The organism is Adlercreutzia sp. (genome assembly GCF_056795635.1).
This window is the reverse complement of sequence record NZ_JBQIIT010000002.1, coordinates 207,948-227,991: the sequence shown is the minus strand read 5'-3', so window position 1 is coordinate 227,991 and position 20,044 is coordinate 207,948. Positions and strand designations below refer to the sequence as shown.

The following is a 20,044-nucleotide window of genomic DNA, read 5'->3' as shown; positions in this document are numbered from 1 at the left end:
ATCATGGCTGAGAAGCAATATGGAATGCTCGTGCGCACGAACCGCTGCGTGGGCTGCCAGACCTGCGTCGTGGGCTGCCATCTGTTGCACGAGTGCCCCGAGGATGTGTACCTGGGCTATCTGGAAACCGTGGGCCAGGCGGAGAACTACCTGGTAGAGGGCACCTACCCGAACGTGTCGGTGACCTTCCGCCCGCATCTGTGCAACCACTGCGCGGCCCCGGCCTGCGTGGCGAACTGCCCCACCGGCGCCATGGCCAAGCGCGAGGAAGATGGCGTGGTGGAAAGCGACCCCAACGTGTGCATCGGTTGCGGCACCTGCGTGCAGTCCTGCCCCTACGACGCGCCTGTGGTGGCCGACGCCCTGGGTCTTGCCATGAAGTGCGACTTCTGTCGCCCTCGCGTGGAAGCCGGCGAAGAGCCGCTGTGCGTGTGCAGCTGCCCGGCCGAGGCCCGCGTGTTCGGCGAGATCAGCGATCCGGAAAGCGAGGTGTCGAAGCTCATCGCCGAGCTGGGTGCCGAGCCTCTGCTGCCCGAGGAGGGCACCGAGCCGTCGGTGTATTACTGCTAGTTTGACGGCTCGGGCGCGCGGGGCGTCCTGGCCGAGCGAGTTCCGCGGCGACCGGAAGTGCCCAGTGGGCACTTCCGCAAAGCGAGGACTGTTTGAGCGAATCAGGATGCCCGCGCCCCAACTGGCGAAGATGCGCCTGATAGAATAACCAATCTATGCGCGGCGAGCGCTTTCCCGCCTCCCTCCCTCGGGGAGGCGCTCGCATAGGAGGAGGGGCGAACGTGGATTCCAAGCTCATGCAATTTATCGATGCCGAACGGTTCCCCGCGGTGTTCACCACCGAGGAGCTGCTGGCCCAGGGCGACCTGCCTGTGGAGCGCCGCAGCTATCGCAAGGGGGAGCTGATCTTCCAGGCCGAGGAGCGCCACCCCTGCACCTACCATGTGGCCAGCGGGCTCGTGCGCCTGTACCTGTCTTCGGCCGAGGGGGCCGTGAAGACGCTCTTCTACCATGCGGCGGGCACCCAGTTCGCCTTTCAGGGGTTCAAGCGCGACCGCATGACCCGTTCCACGGCCGAGGCGGTGACCGATTGCGAGCTGTACGCCATCGACTTCGCTGAGCTCATCGCCTTTTGCGATAACCACACCGAATACTACATGGCCTACATCGAGTACTTGTTCTCCATCATGAACTCTCAGACCGAGGAGATCGCGAGCCTGTCGTTCCAGACGGGCGTGCGGCGCCTGGCTTCGCTGCTGTACGCCTTGAGCAGCGACGGTCAGCCGGTGGTGTCCTACTCCATCGACGAGTTGGCCGAGATCATCGGCTCCCATCGCAACACCGTGAGCAACGCCCTGTCCCACCTGCGCAAACTGGGGCTCGTGGAGAAAGATCCTCGTCCTCTGCGAGTGCGCGACTCGGAAGGGCTGCGGCAGTTCGCCGAGATGGGGGAGGGGTAGGCGACGCGCCGGCCCGAGCAGCGCTCTGCGACCGCACCGTGGGCAATGGGTTGCGAAGGGGAGTGCGGGCGGCGTGGCGGTCTCTTCTATCCTTGAAGTAGGACAATCGAATACCCAATGCTGTGCGGAACCCGACTGGCGGTTTTTGCTAGCATGGGCCCGGTAAACGACGGCCAGAGGGGAGGGGCCATGGGGAAGAGGGGCACGGCGACGCTGGCCCTGCTGTTCGCGGCGGGGTTCTGTGCCTACAGCTGCAATCACGGGAGCATGATCTACGTGCCCCTGGCCGTGGTGGGCTTCGGGGGCGATTTGTTCCAGGCGGGGCTTCAGGCCACGGTGTTTCTGGCGGTGGCGGTTGCCTTGCGTTTTTGGTTCGGCCCCTTGGCCGACCGCCGCGGGCCAAAGCCGCTCATGTTGGCGGGCATGGCCGCCTATACGGTCGCCACGCCGCTTCTGGGTTTGTGCGACACCTTCCCCTTGGTGCTCGCCGTGCGCTGTGTGCAAGCCGTGGGCATGGCGGCGTTCTTTCCGTGTGCCCTGTCTGCCGTGAGCGAGGCGGCCTTCCAGCGAAGCTCGGGCCTGACGCTGGGCCTGTATCGGCTCGTGTCCTCTGTGGCGCTCATGGTGTCGGCTGCGGCGCTGTTTCCCCTGGTGCAGGCCGTGGGCTACAAAGGTACCTTCGCGACCTTGGGGGCAGTGGCGGCCGTGGGCTTCCTCTGCGTGCTGGCGGCTCCCGTGACGCGGCCCCGCACAGAGGCCGAGGGCTCTGCGGCAGAAGGGAAGGCCTCGGGCGCGGGTCTGCTCGCCTCGTTGCGGCGCATGCTGGTGGCGCACTCTCACCTGGCCGTCGGCGTGCTCGGCGCCACGTTTGTGGCGGCCTTGGGCTACGGGCTCATTTCCAGCTTCGCCACGCCCTTTGTGGAGCAGGCCGCTCCCGCGGCCAATGCCGGCCTGCTCATGGCGCTCGTGGGCGCGGGCGGCTTGGCGGCCAATCCCGTGGCCGGCTGGCTCGTGGATCGGTATCCCTCGCTGGGGGTGCTCGTCGGCTTCGGGGTCTGCCTGGGTGTGGGCACCGGGCTGCTGGCCCTCGTTCCCGGCGTGTCGGCGCTTCTTCCCGTGGCCGGTCTCGTGCTCGGCATCGGCTATTTCGGAACGGTGACGAGCGCCGTGGCCCTGATCGCCAAGTCCGTGGCTCCGGCGGGTCGCTCGTCGTTCATCGCCATGCAGCAGAATTGCATCGATGCCGGAGCGGGGCTCTCGGGCGTCTTCTTCGGCGCGTTGTTCTCGCTGATCAATCCTGCCCTGGTGTTCGCCCTGTGGGGTGTGGTCACCACGGGGGCGGCCCTCGGTCTCGCCGTGGGGAACGGGCGACGGCGGGAGTAGCCTCGCGCGGGGAACGGGCGACGGTTCCCTCGGTCTTGCCGTGGGGAACGGGCGACGGTACAGGAAAGGGAGCCCCGCAGGGCTCCCTCCATGGGTAGTGCTTGGGGTTCTTGCGGGCTACTCGGCGTAGCGGAACAGGGCGGCCACCGGAGAGGCGGTGGGCATCTGGTCCTGGTCCACGATGTAGATGTGGGCGTCCTGGGCCAGAGCCGCCTGGGCGAAGGCGTCGGTGATGTCCGGGGCGGCCGGGTCGATGTAGCCGTCGTCGACCGGGTTCGGATTGCCGTCGAAGGTGACGGTGCCGGTGTTGATGTCGAAGCCGCCGGGCAGGATCTTCCCCTTCACCATGAACAGCGCGCCCACGCGGCGCTCGGCCAGGGCCATGCCGATGGCGTCGAAGTCGTCAGAGGCCTTGCCGTGGGCCGCATCGCCGCCGAACTGCTCGGCGGCCTGCTTGAGGTTCGCGTCGCGGATGCCGTCCATCACGGTGAGGGCTGCATCCAGCAGCGCCTTGCCGTCCAGGCCGGCCGGATCCTTCTTGATGCCCTCGGGCAGCAGGTGGCGCAGGGTGCAGATCTTGCGGAAGGCGTGCTCGTACTCCTCGTCGCAGCACAGGATGATGGGCGTGGCATCGTCGCGCACCAGATAGTCGTTCACGGCTTTGTTCACGTAGCGGAACCAGGGCAGGGCGTCGTCTTTCTTCACCTCGTTGCGGGACTGGTGGTCGTGGTACTGGCCCATGTGGCCTTCCAGGGTGATGTAGTCCAGCGCGCCCAGCTCGCCCTTCTTCATGTCGGCGGCGGTGTCGTCGCTGTTGGCGAACAGCTCGCTGAAATAGTCGTGTACTTCCTGGGGCAGCTGCTGGCGCGCCACATGGGTGCGGTCGCCCTTCACCCAGCTGAAGCGGTCGTTGCCCAGCTCCAGGATGTAGTACTCGGTGCCGTACTGGAAGTTGCGCAGCAGCGGCTTCACGAAGTAGGTGTCGCCGGCGGCCACCATGGGATCGGGGGCGAAGAACAGGTTGTACACGTACACGTCGGTGTTGCTCATGAGGAAGCCGAGGCCCTCGCCGGCGTGCAGCCACAGCGGCATATCAGGATGGGCCAGCAGGTAGTCGGCCTTCTCCAGGATGCCCTTATAGGCGTCCTTGTCGTAGGTCTCGGCCAGGGTGCGCTCGGCGTCCTTCATCAGGTCCTTGAACATGTCGCCGTCCCACCGGTCGCGGCGCTCCTCGCGCTCGCTGTGGTGTACCGGAATGTAGAGCGACACGACCGGCGCGGTCACGTTGGCGAGGATGGCGGGATCGAAGCTCTCCATCACGTGAATGCTGTCATCGGTCTTGCGCAGGGTCTCCTTCTCGTCTTTCATGACGAACCTCCATAATAGTCGGGAACTGCTGGGTCGCGCAGCCTTGGGGGCCAGCGTCCCGGAGCGATCCTGCGGGATCGCGCGGAGCGGATGGGAAGGCGTCGCGCAGTGAAAAGCATAGCCCCCGACCGGAGAAATCGGGGGCTATGGGCGGGTCTGTGAACTTCTGGTTGCCGAAATGCTGATTTAGTTTCTCACGTTCATGGCGCGCATGGCGTTCAGGATGGCGATGACGGCCACGCCCACGTCGGCGAAGACGGCCATCCACATGTTGGCGATGCCGAAGGCGGCCAGCACGAGCACGGCGAACTTGATGCCGAGGGCGAACACGATGTTCTGCCACACGATGCGCATGGTGCGGCGGGCCAGGTCGATGGCGCGGGCGATGTCGTCGGGGTTGTCGTTCATGAGCACCACGTCGGCGGCCTCGATGGCGGCGTCCGATCCCATGGCCCCCATGGCGATGCCGATATCGGCGCGGGTGAGTACCGGCGCGTCGTTGATGCCGTCGCCGACGAAGGCGAGCTTGCCCTTGCCGTGGCTTGTGCGCTCGGTCTCGGCCAGTAGGGCCTCCACCTCGGCCACCTTGTCCTGGGGCAGCAGCTCGCTGTGCACCTCGTCGATGCCGAGCCGGGCGGCCACGGAGGCGGCCACATCGGCGCGGTCGCCGGTGAGCATGACGGTCTTCTTCACGCCGGCCGCTCGCAAGTCGGCGATGGCCTGGGCCGCCGTGGGCTTGATGGTGTCGGCGATGACGATGGTGCCGAGGAAGGCGCCGTCGGCGGCCACGTACAGCACCGTGCCGGCGGCATCGGTCGCTTGGAAGGGTACGGCGTGGGCAGCCATGAGCTTGCCGTTGCCCACGAGCACCGCGCGGCCGTCCACGGTGGCCTCCACGCCCTGGCCGCTCACCTCGCGCACATCGCGAACGCGATCGGCCAGCGGGGCGGCGTCGGTGGCGGGCCGTCCCCCGTTCGTTGCGGGGGCGCCACCCGGCCGCTCCCCGTTCGCCATGGCTTCGCCGTAGGCTCGCACCGACTGGGCGATGGGGTGGGTGGAGAAGGCCTCGGCCGCGGCGGCGGTGGCCACGAGCTCGGCCTCGGTCACGCCGGGAGCGCACATCAGCTCGGTCACGGCGAAGGTGCCGTCGGTCAGGGTGCCGGTCTTGTCGAACACGACGGTTTCCGTGGAGCCCAGGGCCTCCAGGTAGTTCGACCCCTTCACCAGAATGCCCAGGCGTGATGCGCCGCCGATGCCGCCGAAGAACGACAGGGGTACCGAGATCACCAGCGCGCAGGGGCACGACACCACGAGGAAGGTGAGGCCGCGCAGGACCCAGTCGGCCCAATCCTGGCCGAACAGCAGCGGGGGCACGATGGCGAGTACGGCCGCCACGCCCACAACGATGGGGGTGTACACCCGGGCGAAGCGGGTGATGAAGTTCTCGGTGCGGGCCTTCTTCTCGGCGGCGTTCTCCACCAGTTCCAGGATGCGGCTCACCGTGGAATCTTCGAAGGGCTTCGTGGCGCGCACCACGAGCTTGCCCGTGAGGTTCACGCAGCCGGATATAACTTCGTCGCCGGGCTGCGCCGTGCGGGGCACCGATTCGCCGGTGAGCGCGGCGGTGTCGATCTGGCTCTCGCCGGTGAGGATGACGCCATCCAGCGGGATACGCTCGCCGGGCATGACGATGAACTCGTCGTCGGGGGCCAGCTCGAAGGGGTCCACCTGCTTGAGCTTCCCCTCTTCCATCACGTTGGCGAATTCCGGGGCGATGTCCATCATATCGGCGATGGATTTTCGCGACTTGTCCACCGCGTAGCTTTGGAACAACTCGCCCACCTGGAAGAACAGCATGACGGCGGCGCCCTCGGCCATATGCGGTTCGGTGTGGGGGAAGGCCACGAGCGAGAACGCGCCGAAGGTGGCCACGGTCATGAGGAAGTCCTCGTCCAGGGCGTGGCCGCGCACGAGGCCGCGGAAGGCGCCAGCGATGACGTCGTAGCCGGCGATGAGGTAGGGGATGAGGAAAAGCGCGAACTCGGCGTACACGTCGCCGGGGCTGCCGAAGGTAGCGCGCAGCACGCCGGTCTCTTCCAGCGCGATGACGGCGAAGAAGATGACGAGGGCAACGACGATGCGGGTGAGGAGGCGTTTTTGCTTGGGGCTCATGGTGGGGTCCTTCTGGTCCGCCTCTGGCCAGGGGGCAATACTCGATGCTCAGACAGTCCTCGCTCGGCGGAAATGTCCACTGGACATTTCCGTTCGCTGCGGAACTGCGCGTCGAGCATCGCCCCCTGGCCAGAGGCTGCTCTTACAGGTTGGGCGGTCGGGCGTTCGTCGTAGGGCAAGGGCCGCGCCCTTGCCGCCCGGGGGCGGTTACCGCTTGATGATGCAGTCTTTCTCGTAGCTGGCGCATACCTGCTGGGCGGCGTCGACGATGGCGGCGAAGGCCTCGGCATCGTCGGTGTCGGCGTCGATCATGAGCTTGCTCGTCATGAAGGAGATGGTGGCTTTGCTCACACCGGGCAATTCGCTGATGCCGGCTTCCATTTTGGCGGCGCAGTTGGCGCAGTCGAGGTTCTCGAGCTTGAAGGACTTGCGCATGGGGGCTCCTTTCGAGAGGGGTTGGCAGGCGGTTGATTGGTGGTCGGTCGATGGGTCGATGGTGCGGTGGTTACTCGCAGATGTGGGTGATGCCCTGGGCGAGGATGGTGTAGACGTGATCGTCGGACAGGGCGTAGATGATGTTCTTGCCGTCGCGGGTGGCGCGCACGAGCCGCGCCTGCTTCAAGTTCCGCAGCTGGTGGCTCACGGCGCTTTGGGTGCAGCCCACGGCTTCGGTGATCTCGGTGACGGACAGGTCGCCGCCCATGAGCGCGAACAGGATCTTGATGCGCGTGGTGTCCGAGAAGGCCTTGAACAGGTCGGCCACATCGAAGAGCAGCTCCTCGTCGGGCATTTCCTCGAAGAGGCAGGCCGTATCGGCTCGGTTGCAGCCACACGAGCAGGGGGCCGTGGTCTCGCGCCCGTCGGCCAGGACCATTACGCCGTACTCGGTTGTTTTCTTGCCCTCTTCCATGGGCGGCTCCTCGCATGCTCGTTCGGACGGTTCTCTCTGCGTTGCTCGTACATTGCGCTTCGTTGCTTGCGCATTGCGCTTTCGTGCTCTGTGCCCTGTGTTCCTACGATTCCCGCCTTCTTCCGTTGCCCTCGCTTCGGCGGCCTAACTCGTAGGTGCATATTCTCGTATTCACATAACAACACATGAACAACTATTCATAAGTATAGCCGCCGTCGCCCATCTGTCAAGGGGTGGTTGGGGAGCGTGCTTCTTCTCGCCCAATGGCAAACAAAGTGTAACGGGGTCGTTGTTGGTCTTCCGGCGGCGCGCGCTACCATAAAAGGCAAGGCGCAGAGGGGCGAACGGCCTTCTGCGGGAGTATTTTCCCAATGAAGGCCATCGATGACCAAACTCGTGACCTGTGGAAAATCCGCAGGTCAGCGGGATGGCATTGATGGTGATAGCCGTTTCGCCCATTCAATATCGGAGCGCCCGGAAGGTGCGGTTAAGCGAAAGGTGATGCTATGAGAGCTTACGAGGTTGTCGATGCCGATTACGTGAAGCGCGAGATTGGACGCATTCCGCTGGTAGACGTGCGGCCGCCGTTGCTTTACGATGCGGGCCACATTCCCACGGCGCTGAACGTGCGCCTCGATGTGGCGGCGGCGTCGGATGACCCGGCCGGCACGCTGGCCGAGATGTTTCAGGCCCAGGGGATATTTCCCGATGACAGCGTCATCGTGTACTGCCAGTCGGGCATCCATGCGAAGATTGCCTGCGACTATCTGGCGAGCGTGGGCTATACCGGGCTGCGGCTGTACGCTGGCAGCATGAATGACTGGACGAGCGATCCGGCGCGCCCGGTGGAGCGTACCGAGGTACCGTTCGCGCGCGCCTCGTAACGGGATAAGGAGAGAGCGATGGAGACGACGAAGCGCGGTGGCGCGGCCATTCTCAAGCAGGTGGTCACGAGCCTGCCGTTCATATTGCTGGTGGCCGTGGCGGCCGGTCTGGGGATCGGCTCGGTGGCTTCCGAGGGCGTTATCGCCGTGGTGGCCACCATCGGCGACGTGCTGCGGCAGGTCATCGTGTTCTGCGTGCCGCTCATCATCGTCGGCTTCATCGCTCCCTCCATCGCCAAGCTGGGCGAGAACGTGTCGCGCATTCTGGGTGTGGCGTTGCTCGTGGCCTATCTGTCCACCCTGGGAGCGGCCCTTCTGTCCATGGGAGCCGGGTTCGGAATCATTCCGCACCTCACCCTGGCCGATGGCGCCGAGGCCCTGCGCGAGATTCCCAGCCTGGAGTTCCCCTTGGAGATTCCCGCGCTCATGCCCGTGACGAGCGCCCTGGCTCTGGCGCTCATGGTGGGCCTGGCGGCGGTGTGGGCGAAGGCATCGCGGTTCACGGCCCTGTTGGTGGAGTTCCAGCGCATGGTGCTGACCATCGTGGTGAAGATCGTCATCCCCATCCTGCCGTTCTTCATCGTGTGCACCTTCGCCGGCCTGGCCTGGGAAGGGGCGCTCACGAGCCAGCTGCCAGTGTTCCTTGTGGTCATCGCCATCGTGCTCGTGGGGCACTTCGTGTGGCTCGGCGTGCTCTACGGCGCGGCCGGGGCCTATTCGCGCACGAATCCCTGGGAAGTGCTGCGCCATTACGGCTCGGCCTACCTGACGGCCGTGGGCACCATGTCGTCGGCGGCCACCCTGGGCGTGGCGCTGGAATGCGCCGGCCAGGCGAAGACCCTGCGGCGCGACATGGTGAGCTTCGGTATTCCGCTGTTCGCCAACATCCACCTGTGCGGCTCGGTGCTCACCGAGGTGTTCTTCTGCATGGTGGTGTCCCAGATTCTCTACGGGGCGCTGCCGAGCCTGCCGACCATGCTTTTGTTCTGCGTGCTGCTGGGCGTGTTCGCCATCGGGGCGCCCGGGGTGCCGGGCGGCACGGTCATGGCCTCGCTCGGCCTGGTCACGGGCCTGCTCGGCTTCGACGGAGCCGGCACGGCCCTCGTGCTCACGGTGTTCGCGTTGCAGGATAGCTTCGGCACCGCCTGCAACGTGACCGGCGACGGCGCGCTCACCCTGATACTGTCCGGCTACGCGAATCGCCACGAGGTGGCCGACGCCATGGCCCCCGCCGACGAGGCCTTCTTCAACGGGGAAGTGGCCGAAGCCGCCGGCGCGGGTCGGGGCAAGCCTGCCGCCGAGGGCGCAACGAGCTTGACGGGCGCCGAGTCTGTTGCGGAAACCATGGAAGGGAAGCGTCTCTAGGGGCGCCTGTCTCTCTTCCGCCCTACGAACCCGTGACAGGTGCGGGATGCCTGCCGCGCTCGGGGCTGCGGTCGCCTACCATGGGGGCAACAATCCCCGCAATGGCGAGAGGCGGTTTCCCCATGGCCAGCACCCTGACGATACCTGAGGCAATCCCCGCGTTTCCCGATTTCGGTCACATTCCCTTTGAGGGACTGCACAATACGCGCGACCTGGGCGGCCTGCCCGCGGCCGATGGGCGCACGGTGAAGCCGGCGCTGCTGCTGCGCTCCGGGGCGCTCCATAAGGCGACCGAGAACGACATCGTGCGACTGCTGGACGACTATCATCTGGAAAGCGTCGTGGATTTCCGCACCGAGGTGGAGCGCGACAAGGAGCCCGATCCCCAGGCGCTGCTGGAAGGGGTCGTGTTCTATGAGTTCCCGGCCCTTAGCGGCGAGACTCTGGGCATTACCCATGGCGGCGGTCTGGCGGCCGACGTGAAGCTCTTGGAGGGCCTGACGGCGAAGGCCCACGAGATGGTGCGGGCTATGTACCCGAAGATCCTGCTGGGCGACGCCGGGGTGGCGGCCTATCGCGGCTTCCTCAACGTGCTGCTGGAATCCGACGGCGGCGCGGTGCTGTGGCATTGCACCGAGGGCAAGGACCGCGCGGGCCTGGCGGCGGTCATCGTGGAGCGGGCCCTCGGTGTGTCTGAGGCCGACACGCGGGCCGATTACCTGGCTACGAACCTGTTCGCCCGCACCCGCGCCGAGGGGCTGCTGGACGCCTTGGCTGAGAAGCTGCCCATGCTGCGTGGGATCGACGCCGATATCGATTCGTTCTTCTACGCCTATCCCGACTACTACGATGCCGCCATGGCCGCCGTGGACAAGCGCTACGGTTCCTTCGACGGCTACCTGACCAAAGCCCTCGATTTCGGCCCCGAGAAGCAAGCGGCCCTGCGCGAGAAGTACCTGCACTGATCTTCCCCGCCCCCATTCCGCAGTTTGTTGATATTTCCCCTACTGGAAATAGAGGGGCGGGCGGCGAGGTGTAAAATCGCCCTCGAACATTTTGCGACCAAGGAGGCACCGTGGCTGAGACCGCAACCCCGAACCAGTTGGTTATCGTCGTCGATTTCGGCGCCCAGTACGGGCAGCTCATCGCCCGCCGGGTGCGCGATCTGCATGTGTATTCCGAGATCGTGCCCTGCGACATCACGGCCGACGAGGTGCGCGCCCTGGCGCCGGCGGCCATCATTCTGTCCGGCGGTCCCGCGTCGGTGTACGCGGAAGATGCCCCCTCCATCGACCCCGAGATTCTGGCCCTTGGCATTCCCGTGCTCGGCTTCTGCTACGGTCAGCAGGCCATGGCTGTGGCTTTGGGCGGCGAAGTGGGCCACACCGAGAAGGGCGAGTACGGGCCGGCGCTCATCACGCGGGCGAGCGAGTCGGCGCTGTTCGAGGGCACGCCCGGCGAGCAGACCGTGTGGATGAGCCACCGCGACGCCGTGAGCCGCGTGCCCGAGGGCTTCACCGTCACGTCGCGCACCGAGGTGTGCCCCGTGGCGTCCATGGAGTACCCCGAGCGCAGCCTGTACGCCACGCAGTTCCACCCGGAGGTGCGCCACACCGAGTTCGGCCAGACCATGTTGCGGAACTTCCTGTTCGGCGTATGCGCGCTTGAGCCGGATTGGACCATGGACTCCATCATCGAGGACTCCGTGGAGGCCATCCGTGCCGAGGTAGGGGAGGACCGCGTGATCCTGGGCCTTTCGGGCGGCGTGGACTCGTCGGTGGTGGCGGCCCTGTGCGCTCGCGCCATCGGCAAGCAGCTGACCTGCGTGTTCGTGAACCACGGGCTGCTGCGCAAGGGCGAGCCCGAGGAAGTGGAAGAGGTGTTCACGAAGCAGTTCGACGTGGACTTCATCCACGTGCACGCCGAGGAGCGCTACCTGGAGCTGCTGGCCGGCGTGACCGATCCGGAGGAGAAGCGCCGCATCATCGGCACCCAGTTCTGGAAGGAGTTCTTCGCTGTGGCGGAGGACCTGGCCCAGGACGGGCGTCCGGTGAAGTACCTGGCCCAGGGCACCATTTACCCGGATATCATCGAGAGCGGCGCCCGCAAGACCGGCGGGAAGGCGAGCACCATCAAGAGCCACCACAACCTTATCCCGTTCCCCGAGGGCGTGCATTTCGACCTGATCGAGCCCTTGGACCACTTCTTCAAGGACGAGGTGCGCGCGCTCGGCACGGCGCTGGGCCTGCCCGATTACATCGTGCATCGCCAGCCCTTCCCGGGCCCGGGCCTGGCCATCCGTATCATCGGCGATGTGGATGCGGAGAAGCTGACGATTTTGAAGAACGCCGATGCCATCGTGCGCGAGGAGCTGGACGCTTACAACGAGCGCCTGTACGCCGAGACGGGCGAGCGTAACAGCGAGCACGCCGTGTGGCAGTACTTCGCCGTGCTGCCCGACATCAAGAGCGTCGGCGTCATGGGCGACGAACGCACCTACGCAAGACCGGTGATTCTGCGAGCCGTAGAGAGCAGCGATGCCATGACCGCCGACTGGGCGCGCCTCCCCTACGACGTCCTGGCCCGCATTTCGGGTCGCATCGTAGCCGAGGTTCCCGGCGTGAACCGAGTGGTCTACGATATCACCAGCAAGCCCCCCGCGACTATCGAGTGGGAATAGGCCTGGACGTATCGTTGTGAGAACGAGGGGTCAAGAAAGAAGATAATCAGTCTGTGGACGGGACTTTTCAAGATTTGCAACCCTATATTGAAAAGGTTGTAGATGTCGTTTTGCCATTGTTGGGCGACGCTTGCAATGGGTTGGCATGGTTTTTCCAAACAGTGTTGTCGCAGGTGACCAATCGTGAGATCGCGACAGTAATTCTGCTCCTGGGCATTCTATTGTTTGCGACCGTTAAGATAGGTGCTGTTAAAACTACAAGAGGTTTGTGGGATGTTATTGTTGCAGCGCTGTCGCCCAAGATACTTATTCCAGGTTTGCTGCTGGTTCTGTATTCGGTGATGATCTTCCTAGGTGCATATCGCATCGGAATTTGGTCATCAAAGATTTTATTAGACACCATATTGGAAATATCTTTCATTGGGCTGCCGTCTTTGGCGATAGCGGTGAAGGCGAATTCGGTTGTATCGATATATCGGCAGTTTGTCATACCCGAAATTGGATTTGGCGCAATTGTCGCTTTTTATATAGGGATAGAGAGTTTCTCTCTTCCTGTTGAAGTTGGGTTGCAATTTGTCATCTGCGCTTTCACCGTTCTCCAAGTTGTCGGCAAGTACGAACCCGCAGGGGAGAATGTTGCAAAGTTCTCTAGCTGCCTTCTTACCGTTATCGGACTGGGAATTATAGTGGCGGCTTCATGGGGGATAGCGCATACTTGGAACGCGATAGACTGGGGTGTCGAAATCGAGGCTCTCGGCATGGCACTCTATTATCCGATCCTCATGGTGCCGGCGATCGTCGCGTTAGGATATTATGCTGTTTACGAAACATTGGGTATTCGCATAAAGATATGCTCAAAAGGAATGAGGTTTCTTACTAGGGCGTATCTTTACGGCCTACTGTTTCCCTCCCTTGTGGCCGTAAAACACTTCAATGGATCTGAGATAACGAATTACACAAAGTGCGGTAGCTGGAAAGAGCGGAACCAATATATAAAAAACTACAAAAGGATTCTCGCCGAAACTGCAGCGAAAGAGAATGCGAAGCTGAAGCGCATGGAGTCCGGTTTGGGCAAAAGGGGTTTTGATGAGGATGGAATTTGGCTCGACTGGGAGAATCTTGAAGAGATAAAAACCAGTCTTCGAAGTGTTGCGAGTATTCAGGATCGAAGATGGAGGGAAGACCACGCCTACGCCGCAAATATGCAGGGGGCATTTGTGGACGTTTTTACTCCCAGAGGCTGCATTAGTGGATCTTACGTTTCAAGCGATGGGAGAGCGTATATTTGTTGGATGAGCAATGGGACGGGATTTACTTTTGGTGTAGGAGCTTGCGAAGGGTCTTCTCCGTCTCAAAGGTATGAGGGGCTAACGCCACCTGCGACTGACTCTGAGAGTGCATTGTTAGCGCAATTTGTCGACGAGGAGGACCAGATAGCACTTCCTCATTGGTTTATGGATTTTCGCGTCGATGATACTTACAAGTGATGAATAGGCATCGCACATTGCTCTCGCCTTTCATGCTGTAACGCTCAAAATCGTATATTTTTCCTCATGAGGTGAATGGCGAAAAGTTAGCGTGAGCAGCTGAGGGTTTGCCGTGTTTCAGTTTCTCGGGGTCATGTCAAATACTCTTTAGGGGTGAGCATTCTTGCTCGTGCCTCGGGCAGCCTCACCCCACACTCATCTGCGTATTGCAGGAGAGCCATACGAACGGTTCCGGCGATTGTTGCTTTATTGGGAGTGTACTGACCCCAGTGGGTGGTGGACCTTGATATGGCGGCTTTGAGAATTTCCTGAAACCTGTCCAGGTCTTGCAGGGGGCTCTGCTCTGCGATGTGGCTAAGCTCTTCGTCAACCGAGCGCTTATAAATGAATTCATATTCGCGCCAGCCCTCTTCTATAAAATACGTTTTATAGAAAGTCGCCTTGTGCGCGATAAGCCAGTCCCACATAATGCGTGGATCGTCAACGTTAGGGGCTTCTTCATGGCATTTTCGGCATAGCAGGACGTAATTGCTGGGAATATCTTGGCCTCCAAGAGAGCGAGCGACAATGTGGCATCGCGTCAGATCCTTAGGGGTCCCGCAGTTCCAGCAGTACTCCTCGGCTTCTGACCAGTCGACGCTAAGATCGCACTCGTCAATTCGTGGAGCCCAATAGTCGACGATCTGGCTGATTGGAGTCTTGTTTTGATTCGATGACATGATAGAAAGCCCCTTAGTTTGTGTGCAAACAGCTATCTGCGTATTTGACTATAGATTCATTGATAAATAGTAAGAAATTATTTTTCAAAGACAATTTCTCGAGAGTTTCAATGAAAAGATTTTCTCCGCAATTGTCTCGCGCTATTGTTTTTAGAACACTCTTTGTTTCTTCCGGAAGATCCAGCTCAGCAACAAAATTTAAGATATCCTCTTCTTTAACGATGAGAAATGGGTTTTGATCGAAGCCTGGAATCACCTTTTCATCGATGACTTCAACGAATGTGTTTTCGAAAAGAACATCTTGAGAGCGAATCAGGGCATCCTCCAAGGTGTTTAACTCTTCGCTGCTTATCTGCCCATGTTCGATAAGTCGGCCATTTGAGTCAAAAGACATGAAGTCGAGCAGACCGTCCTGCCTTTCATCTTGAAAAGCAGTAAAGGTTTGCGTGCCTTCGCGTAGAGAAGAGACCGAGCTCAAATCTCCGTTTTCTCCAATGAAGAAATAGCTACCGCTTTGAGACTCTTCGGAAGGGAATCCCTGAGTTTCCATAACATGCCAGCCGGATGGTCTTTTCTCGGCGCACTTGATCTTTCGATGCTTTATCCAGTTGATAGCTACCTTGGTGTCAATTGAAAACCGTTGAGCGAATTCTTCTATTGAAAGAAGGCGTGCGTTTATACATATAATTGGCTCATATGTTGACGACTCCGCTGATTCGATCTCGTCGCTTTCATCAAGGGAGATCTTTGTATACTCTACGGAGTTGAGATTGATATCAATATTCGTAATAACTATTTCGTAGGATGCAAAAGGTTTTTCCAAATATGCCAAGTCGCAGTTGCAGACTTTCTTCGTGAAGTGGTTGATCAGCTCGATTAGCGCTGGTCTATAGAAAATAGCATCCGAAGAGTGCTCTTCGTCATGCATGAGGCGAAGTGAGTAATCACTCAGTGCCTCTAGAACTTCTCTTTTTGATTTAATTGCCTTTCTTTGAAAGAGCTTTAATGTGTGTGCATCCATTTAAACCTCTGTGTTGAGTAGTTGGTAAGTCAATATATCATGGCTTAATGAACGTGCAAATTAGTGGATGGATTCGCCTCCATATGATAAATCGAGTAGAGAGGGGTACGATGTGAGCATGGTGCTGAATGGTCGAAGACTGATTTGCGGAATTAATCCTAAGCTTGCAAAAAAGATCTGCGAGATGTGTCGTGATTATCCACGATCTACGGAAGAAATAGCACGCATGCTATCAATTAGCGAGATTACTGCGGAAAGTTGGCTTGTTTCTCTTGCTGAGGCAGACTACTTGAATGTAGAGATAGAAAGCGAAAGAATCTTTTGGCTGTGCACCCCAAAAGGATATACCTCGCTTGTAGCCGCTCGGTTCGGTAAGCCGTTGTCAGGAGAAGAGTTTGCTAATCTACTTTTTTCGATTATGCAGCGAGCGAGGGAATACAACGCAAATGAAACCTTTCCGCTTCGTATAGACAAGATCTATGCATTTGGTTCCGTATTCACTCAGCCGTGGCAAATCGAGGATCCCAATTTAGCTATAACTGTTAGCGAAAGACCTTGGGCTAGTAGGGATTCCAATTGGAGGTTGGATTATTATGCTCAGCGATCTGCCAGTCAGCATCTGTCAATTGTCGAGCAGTTGTATTTTGCTGAGGAGGAGCTGGGCCGTTTTCTTAAAAGGAAAAAGGAGCATTTTTCGATCTACCATCAGGATGCTTCGGAAGTATCTGATGAGAAAAGATTGCTATTTATCGGTGAACACATAGATCCTTCCGGTATCGATGGCGTTCTGATGACGATTTCAGAGATACGAGATTTGGGAGAAAAGATCACAAGACATAGAAGTGCGATTCCTAAAAGCAGACGGTCTAAAATAGCACGAGTTCGGAATGAGGATATTGTAAATTACTGGAGAAATTCAGCCTGGTTTATTGAGTTGAACATTTTGCCTGAACATGCAGCGAACTGTTGCTGGCGATGTGGAAGCAGGCAAGATATTCAGCGCTGTCATATCGTTCCCGATGCTCTTGGCGGCGGATTTGAGGAGTCAAATCTTGTATTGCTGTGCGCACGTTGCCATGCGGAGGGCCCGAACCTGCAGGACAAGAACATCATGCTTGATTGGATTAAGTCGTATAGAAAAAAGTGGCCGGATGACTTCTGGATCAATGCGGCAATGAATGAATACGAACGCATTTACAATAAAGATATTCGAGCTGAAGTCGAGGAAATACTTTGCAGAGAAGGGGCTTCACTAGAGCTCGATGCGGCGATTGCCGAGTTGGAGCTTCTTGCTAACGAGGCGGCGACTGCTGCAACATTTCACTTTGGCCAAACATGGCTAAACAATGCAAGTTTGGCAGGCTGCTTTCGAATAGCTCTTGAGGAGCTGCCAAATCAGCTTCGCAGATTGTGCGTATAGCAAAGGCGATTAAAGTGTTTCTGAAAATGTTGAAGAGATCAGGGCTTCTTAGAGGCTGACATTCACCCGTATTCCCAAATGTCGGTTTAGCTATTGGCAAATACGCAAGTGAACCCAACAGCCAAAGAGCCGCATGACCCAGTGGATCTTCAAATTGTCGCGCGACATCGTTCTGCGGGCTCCGCGCTTCTGCGGTCAACTCGTGAAAGGCTGTTCGCGTATAGGAAGATGTAGCCATGGGCTGCGCGTGTTGTTATCAACGAATGCTGGGACACGATGTGTTCGGAAGTCGCGGAAGGTCTGAACGTACCACGGTCGGCGTCCGATATGTCGCCCAACGGGCTAATTGGATCATCGATGAAATGTTGGCATACAATTAAATCAAAGACTAGCGCGTCCATGTCGTGCATGCCGCAACAATTTGATGAAATGAGATCTAATCCACTTCCAGGAGGTACTTAGTCATGAGCGCCCTGGGGATGTGGCAGTAGTCGTTGGGGAACTTGTCCAGGTGGTCTGGGTGCTTCTCGGCACTCGGGATGTAGCGGACAAGCCGCAGCACCTTGACGCGGATCCTGTTGCGGTTGGGCATCGCCCGGATGTAGGCCTCCGCCTCTCGCAGGCGGGGGGGGGATTCTCGCTGTAGACGCCAGTGCGATACTTCTCGCCAGTGTCAGCGCCCTGTCTGTTTACGCTTTCGGGGTCGGTGATCTCGAAGAAGTAGCCCATCAGCTCGGTCACGGTCACGCGGCGCTCGTCGAACGTCGTCTTGACGCACTTGGCGTCCTCGAGGTTCTCGCCGGCCTCGCTCACTCGTCCGGCTTCGGTGGTGATGAGACCGAGCATCATCTTGACGAACGCTTGCGCGTCCCACGGGCACCTGCCGGCAAAGTAAATCGTCTGCATGTGCTGTCCTCCTGAAATGCACGAGCGCATCAGCTTGCTAACGACAGGAATGCGTCGTTAGCTCCACCGCTCGCTCTCTAACGACTAGCTATCGCCGTAAAGTATCGTTAGACCGTCGGTGAAGCTTGCGACGACGGTAAAGTGTCCTGCTTCTCCTGCTGACCGATAGCCGTTTTCCAGGATTGCCCTACGTGGTGCCTGGAACGCATCTTCCAGAGAGAATTGCGAAGGGCACGACCCGACACCATGCGAGATGGCGTGGGTCGTGCCCTTGGGGAACGCGACGGCTTGAGTGCCTCCGCCTCCTCCTACCGGTTCTCTTCCACGATGCGCTGGTAGGTCTTCGTGTCGGCGTAGATCTGGTCCTTCAGCGGGTTGAGCTTCAGCTTGCGGATGCGATAGAACTGGTAGGCCGCCAGCGCCACGTTCGATGCCAGGGCGAGCAGGCTCACCACGAAGAACGCCGTGGGGTTGTGTGTGGTCGGGATGGGGGCTAGCACGTCTGCGAACTGGGGCACCGTCATCACGAACATGATCCAGAGCGCCAGCGTCTGGGCACGGTGCTGCAGCCATGCGCCGCGCTTGATGAAGAACGTCGGGATGGTGCATGCCAAAAGCAGTGCCAGGCCGCAATAGGCGGAGTGGTCCGAGATGCAGTTGTAGGTGTAGGCGAAGTTCCAAAGATCGTAGGCGATGACCCAGGCCCAGATCATATCCGGCCAGATCATGTCCTTCGACGGGTCCTTCGAGATGAAGATGCCGAACCAGCCGCAGATCGTGAGGATGTTCAGGATGCCCGCGATGCCGTTCATGATGTTCCACGGGCCCGAAATGGTCCAGAGGTTTTCGACGACGCCGCCCTCCCACAGCGCGAAGCCGAACACTTGGAAGTCGCGGATGACCGCCTCGGCGATGTTGATTGCCAGGATGAGCGGCGGGAAGCACAGCGCCCACCGCTTCTCGTACAAGTAGTGGATCCTGCCGTCCGCGCCGCGCCATTTCACGAAGCGCAGGGCGATGAACCCGAGGCATCCGGCCAGCGCGGAATAGGTCTTCACCCAGTTGAACCAGGTGCCCGTGCCGTACTCGTTGCCGGGCGCGGCGGTTTCGGGCCACACGAACAAAGTGAGCGCAATCGGCACGAGGGCGAACAGGACCAGCCCGCACCACAGCTTGACGCGGCCCAGTTCGTTGAAGGCCATCAAGGCGAAGAGGACGAAGAGCCAGATGACCCAGTAGATGGGGTCGGCTGCCTGGTAGAGGATGCCCACGGGGTCTCCTTTCGACGGCATGAACCCGCTTTTTGCGAGCGGGAATGCAGCTTGCGGCGCGCCTTTGCGCTGACTGATTTGTTTGCAGTCTAGCAAATGCTCGTATCGCAATATTTCACAAAAGGCTATGATTTGTGAAGGACATTTTGCAGGGGAGGATGGAACGTTCCAGGGGGTGCGAGGATGCGCGATTATGGGAAGATGACGCCGCTGCAGGCGGCCAGCTGCGTGCGGAAGGGCCGTCGCGATCTGAGGGAATCGCGGCGCCTGACTGACACGCCGGGCGTGATTGTGGCCACGGCGCGCAAGCTCTTCGAGACGCGAGGGGTGCGGGCGACCTCCATTGCGGCCATCGCGCGGGAGGCGAACGTCACTCGCGAGCTCGTCTACTACCACTTCGCGAATCGCAACGGCCTCATTGAGGCGGTCATCGACGACTACGTGGAAGACCTCGTGGAAAGTGTGATCGTGTGGAACGAGGCGCGGATTTTCGGCGACACGCCCGGGTCGCTGAGAAAGTGCATCCAGACGTTCCGATACTCGCTCTACGACGGAGCGGGCCGTCCGCGCCCGATGATAGTCGTGTTGGAGGAGCTGGGCGTGCGGGATGCCTTCGACGTGCGCGCCACACGCGAGACAGCGGACTGCTTGGCGAATCACATCGCGAAGGAGTACGCGGCCTACCACCGAATCGAGATCGAGCTGGTGCACGAGATGTTCTGCGTTGCGATATTCGGCCTAGTAGGTCTCGTGAAGATGAACCCTCAGATAGAAGACAACGTACTCATGAAGGTGATCGAGCAGACCCTGCGCCTCGACATGGCTCCGATTGAGACGGGAAGGGGTGAGCTACCGCTTCTGGAAGGTGCTTTCTCGCGGGCTTGCTGAGAATGTGGGAGTAGTTACCCTGGTCTGCACACGCTGCAGGTCCGATGATCTTGAAGAAGTAGCTTATAAGCTCGGTCCGGAGTTCACGGCTCTCGTTGAAC

18 protein-coding genes and 1 pseudogene are annotated in these 20,044 nt (G+C 60.1%); 10 read left to right on the top strand and 9 right to left on the bottom strand.

The window, feature by feature from the left end; genetic code table 11:
- The first annotated feature begins 3 nt into the window (after nucleotides 1–3).
- The 3 genes from ACTOXK_RS02010 to ACTOXK_RS02000 all read left to right on the top strand — a co-directional run bounded on the left by ACTOXK_RS02010 (nucleotide 4) and on the right by ACTOXK_RS02000 (nucleotide 2,852).
- Nucleotides 4–570: a 4Fe-4S dicluster domain-containing protein gene (locus ACTOXK_RS02010; RefSeq protein WP_482277895.1), complete on the top strand. Its 567-nt coding sequence runs from the start codon at nucleotides 4–6 to the stop codon at nucleotides 568–570.
- Between the two features lie 221 nt (nucleotides 571–791).
- Entirely contained in the window at nucleotides 792–1,469 is a 678-nt protein-coding gene (locus ACTOXK_RS02005; protein ID WP_482277894.1) for a Crp/Fnr family transcriptional regulator, read from the top strand.
- Nucleotides 1,470–1,658: 189 nt separating this feature from the next.
- Nucleotides 1,659–2,852 carry an MFS transporter gene (locus ACTOXK_RS02000; RefSeq protein WP_482277893.1) on the top strand — a complete coding sequence of 398 codons (1,194 nt, stop codon included), beginning with the start codon at nucleotides 1,659–1,661 and terminating at the stop codon, nucleotides 2,850–2,852.
- Nucleotides 2,853–2,969: 117 nt separating this feature from the next.
- On the opposite strand, the gene ACTOXK_RS01995 is transcribed toward ACTOXK_RS02000, so the two are convergent.
- The 4 genes from ACTOXK_RS01995 to ACTOXK_RS01980 form a co-directional block, all read right to left on the bottom strand.
- Entirely contained in the window at nucleotides 2,970–4,220 is a 1,251-nt protein-coding gene (locus ACTOXK_RS01995; protein WP_482277892.1) for a baeRF8 domain-containing protein, read from the bottom strand.
- A gap of 186 nt (nucleotides 4,221–4,406) precedes the next feature.
- Entirely contained in the window at nucleotides 4,407–6,392 is a 1,986-nt protein-coding gene (locus ACTOXK_RS01990; protein WP_482277891.1) for a heavy metal translocating P-type ATPase, read from the bottom strand.
- Nucleotides 6,393–6,599: 207 nt separating this feature from the next.
- The gene (locus ACTOXK_RS01985) at nucleotides 6,600–6,827 is read right to left on the bottom strand and encodes a cation transporter (protein WP_482277890.1); all 228 of its coding nucleotides are present in this window, start codon (nucleotides 6,825–6,827) and stop codon (nucleotides 6,600–6,602) included.
- Nucleotides 6,828–6,897: 70 nt separating this feature from the next.
- Nucleotides 6,898–7,182, bottom strand: coding sequence for an ArsR/SmtB family transcription factor (locus tag ACTOXK_RS01980; protein WP_482277951.1), 285 nt, complete (start codon nucleotides 7,180–7,182; stop codon nucleotides 6,898–6,900).
- A gap of 626 nt (nucleotides 7,183–7,808) precedes the next feature.
- Here ACTOXK_RS01980 and ACTOXK_RS01975 point away from each other — a divergent pair.
- From ACTOXK_RS01975 to ACTOXK_RS01955, 5 genes are all read left to right on the top strand, one after another.
- Nucleotides 7,809–8,186: a sulfurtransferase gene (locus ACTOXK_RS01975; RefSeq protein WP_482277889.1), complete on the top strand. Its 378-nt coding sequence runs from the start codon at nucleotides 7,809–7,811 to the stop codon at nucleotides 8,184–8,186.
- 18 nt (nucleotides 8,187–8,204) lie between these two features.
- On the top strand, nucleotides 8,205–9,551 hold the full coding sequence (locus ACTOXK_RS01970; protein ID WP_482277888.1) for a dicarboxylate/amino acid:cation symporter: 1,347 nt from the start codon (nucleotides 8,205–8,207) through the stop codon (nucleotides 9,549–9,551).
- Nucleotides 9,552–9,673: 122 nt separating this feature from the next.
- Nucleotides 9,674–10,516 (top strand): tyrosine-protein phosphatase, encoded by an 843-nt coding sequence (locus ACTOXK_RS01965; protein ID WP_482277887.1) that lies wholly within the window; start codon nucleotides 9,674–9,676, stop codon nucleotides 10,514–10,516.
- Between the two features lie 110 nt (nucleotides 10,517–10,626).
- Nucleotides 10,627–12,231 carry a glutamine-hydrolyzing GMP synthase gene (gene guaA / locus ACTOXK_RS01960; protein ID WP_482277886.1) on the top strand — a complete coding sequence of 535 codons (1,605 nt, stop codon included), beginning with the start codon at nucleotides 10,627–10,629 and terminating at the stop codon, nucleotides 12,229–12,231.
- Between the two features lie 53 nt (nucleotides 12,232–12,284).
- A complete protein-coding gene (locus tag ACTOXK_RS01955) occupies nucleotides 12,285–13,718 on the top strand; it encodes a hypothetical protein (RefSeq protein ID WP_482279236.1) in 1,434 nt (477 codons plus the stop codon).
- Between the two features lie 131 nt (nucleotides 13,719–13,849).
- Here ACTOXK_RS01955 and ACTOXK_RS01950 read toward each other — a convergent pair whose 3' ends face one another.
- Entirely contained in the window at nucleotides 13,850–14,437 is a 588-nt protein-coding gene (locus tag ACTOXK_RS01950) for an HNH endonuclease (RefSeq protein ID WP_482278339.1), read from the bottom strand.
- 13 nt (nucleotides 14,438–14,450) lie between these two features.
- Complete coding sequence (locus tag ACTOXK_RS01945) at nucleotides 14,451–15,458, bottom strand: hypothetical protein (RefSeq protein WP_482278338.1); 1,008 nt, start codon at nucleotides 15,456–15,458, stop codon at nucleotides 14,451–14,453.
- 118 nt (nucleotides 15,459–15,576) lie between these two features.
- On the opposite strand from ACTOXK_RS01945, the gene ACTOXK_RS01940 reads away from it, so the two are divergent.
- On the top strand, nucleotides 15,577–16,878 hold the full coding sequence (locus tag ACTOXK_RS01940; protein ID WP_482278343.1) for an HNH endonuclease signature motif containing protein: 1,302 nt from the start codon (nucleotides 15,577–15,579) through the stop codon (nucleotides 16,876–16,878).
- A gap of 436 nt (nucleotides 16,879–17,314) precedes the next feature.
- On the opposite strand, the gene ACTOXK_RS01935 is transcribed toward ACTOXK_RS01940, so the two are convergent.
- The 3 genes and pseudogenes from ACTOXK_RS01935 to ACTOXK_RS01925 form a co-directional block, all read right to left on the bottom strand.
- Nucleotides 17,315–17,470: a hypothetical protein gene (locus tag ACTOXK_RS01935; RefSeq protein ID WP_482278344.1), complete on the bottom strand. Its 156-nt coding sequence runs from the start codon at nucleotides 17,468–17,470 to the stop codon at nucleotides 17,315–17,317.
- Between the two features lie 53 nt (nucleotides 17,471–17,523).
- Nucleotides 17,524–17,784 (bottom strand): annotated as a pseudogene (locus tag ACTOXK_RS01930) (peptide-methionine (S)-S-oxide reductase); the annotation flags it as partial.
- 308 nt (nucleotides 17,785–18,092) lie between these two features.
- Entirely contained in the window at nucleotides 18,093–19,055 is a 963-nt protein-coding gene (locus tag ACTOXK_RS01925) for a DUF5692 family protein (RefSeq protein ID WP_482278337.1), read from the bottom strand.
- 183 nt (nucleotides 19,056–19,238) lie between these two features.
- Between ACTOXK_RS01925 and ACTOXK_RS01920 the strand changes: the two genes are divergently transcribed.
- A complete protein-coding gene (locus tag ACTOXK_RS01920) occupies nucleotides 19,239–19,943 on the top strand; it encodes a TetR/AcrR family transcriptional regulator (RefSeq protein WP_482279237.1) in 705 nt (234 codons plus the stop codon).
- Nucleotides 19,944–20,044: the final 101 nt, after the last annotated feature.

What these genes read in the sequence shown, in the direction of transcription:
- ACTOXK_RS02010 (WP_482277895.1), top strand. Translation starts at nt 4, where the DNA reads ATGGCTGAGAAGCAATATGGAATGCTCGTGCGCACGAACCGCTGCGTG.
- ACTOXK_RS02000 (WP_482277893.1), top strand. Translation starts at nt 1,659, where the DNA reads ATGGGGAAGAGGGGCACGGCGACGCTGGCCCTGCTGTTCGCGGCGGGG.
- ACTOXK_RS01995 (WP_482277892.1), bottom strand. Translation starts at nt 4,220, where the DNA reads ATGAAAGACGAGAAGGAGACCCTGCGCAAGACCGATGACAGCATTCAC.
- ACTOXK_RS01990 (WP_482277891.1), bottom strand. Translation starts at nt 6,392, where the DNA reads ATGAGCCCCAAGCAAAAACGCCTCCTCACCCGCATCGTCGTTGCCCTC.
- ACTOXK_RS01985 (WP_482277890.1), bottom strand. Translation starts at nt 6,827, where the DNA reads ATGCGCAAGTCCTTCAAGCTCGAGAACCTCGACTGCGCCAACTGCGCC.
- ACTOXK_RS01980 (WP_482277951.1), bottom strand. Translation starts at nt 7,182, where the DNA reads ATGCCCGACGAGGAGCTGCTCTTCGATGTGGCCGACCTGTTCAAGGCC.
- ACTOXK_RS01975 (WP_482277889.1), top strand. Translation starts at nt 7,809, where the DNA reads ATGAGAGCTTACGAGGTTGTCGATGCCGATTACGTGAAGCGCGAGATT.
- ACTOXK_RS01970 (WP_482277888.1), top strand. Translation starts at nt 8,205, where the DNA reads ATGGAGACGACGAAGCGCGGTGGCGCGGCCATTCTCAAGCAGGTGGTC.
- ACTOXK_RS01965 (WP_482277887.1), top strand. Translation starts at nt 9,674, where the DNA reads ATGGCCAGCACCCTGACGATACCTGAGGCAATCCCCGCGTTTCCCGAT.
- ACTOXK_RS01950 (WP_482278339.1), bottom strand. Translation starts at nt 14,437, where the DNA reads ATGTCATCGAATCAAAACAAGACTCCAATCAGCCAGATCGTCGACTAT.
- ACTOXK_RS01945 (WP_482278338.1), bottom strand. Translation starts at nt 15,458, where the DNA reads ATGGATGCACACACATTAAAGCTCTTTCAAAGAAAGGCAATTAAATCA.
- ACTOXK_RS01940 (WP_482278343.1), top strand. Translation starts at nt 15,577, where the DNA reads ATGGTGCTGAATGGTCGAAGACTGATTTGCGGAATTAATCCTAAGCTT.
- ACTOXK_RS01935 (WP_482278344.1), bottom strand. Translation starts at nt 17,470, where the DNA reads ATGCCCAACCGCAACAGGATCCGCGTCAAGGTGCTGCGGCTTGTCCGC.
- ACTOXK_RS01920 (WP_482279237.1), top strand. Translation starts at nt 19,239, where the DNA reads ATGCGCGATTATGGGAAGATGACGCCGCTGCAGGCGGCCAGCTGCGTG.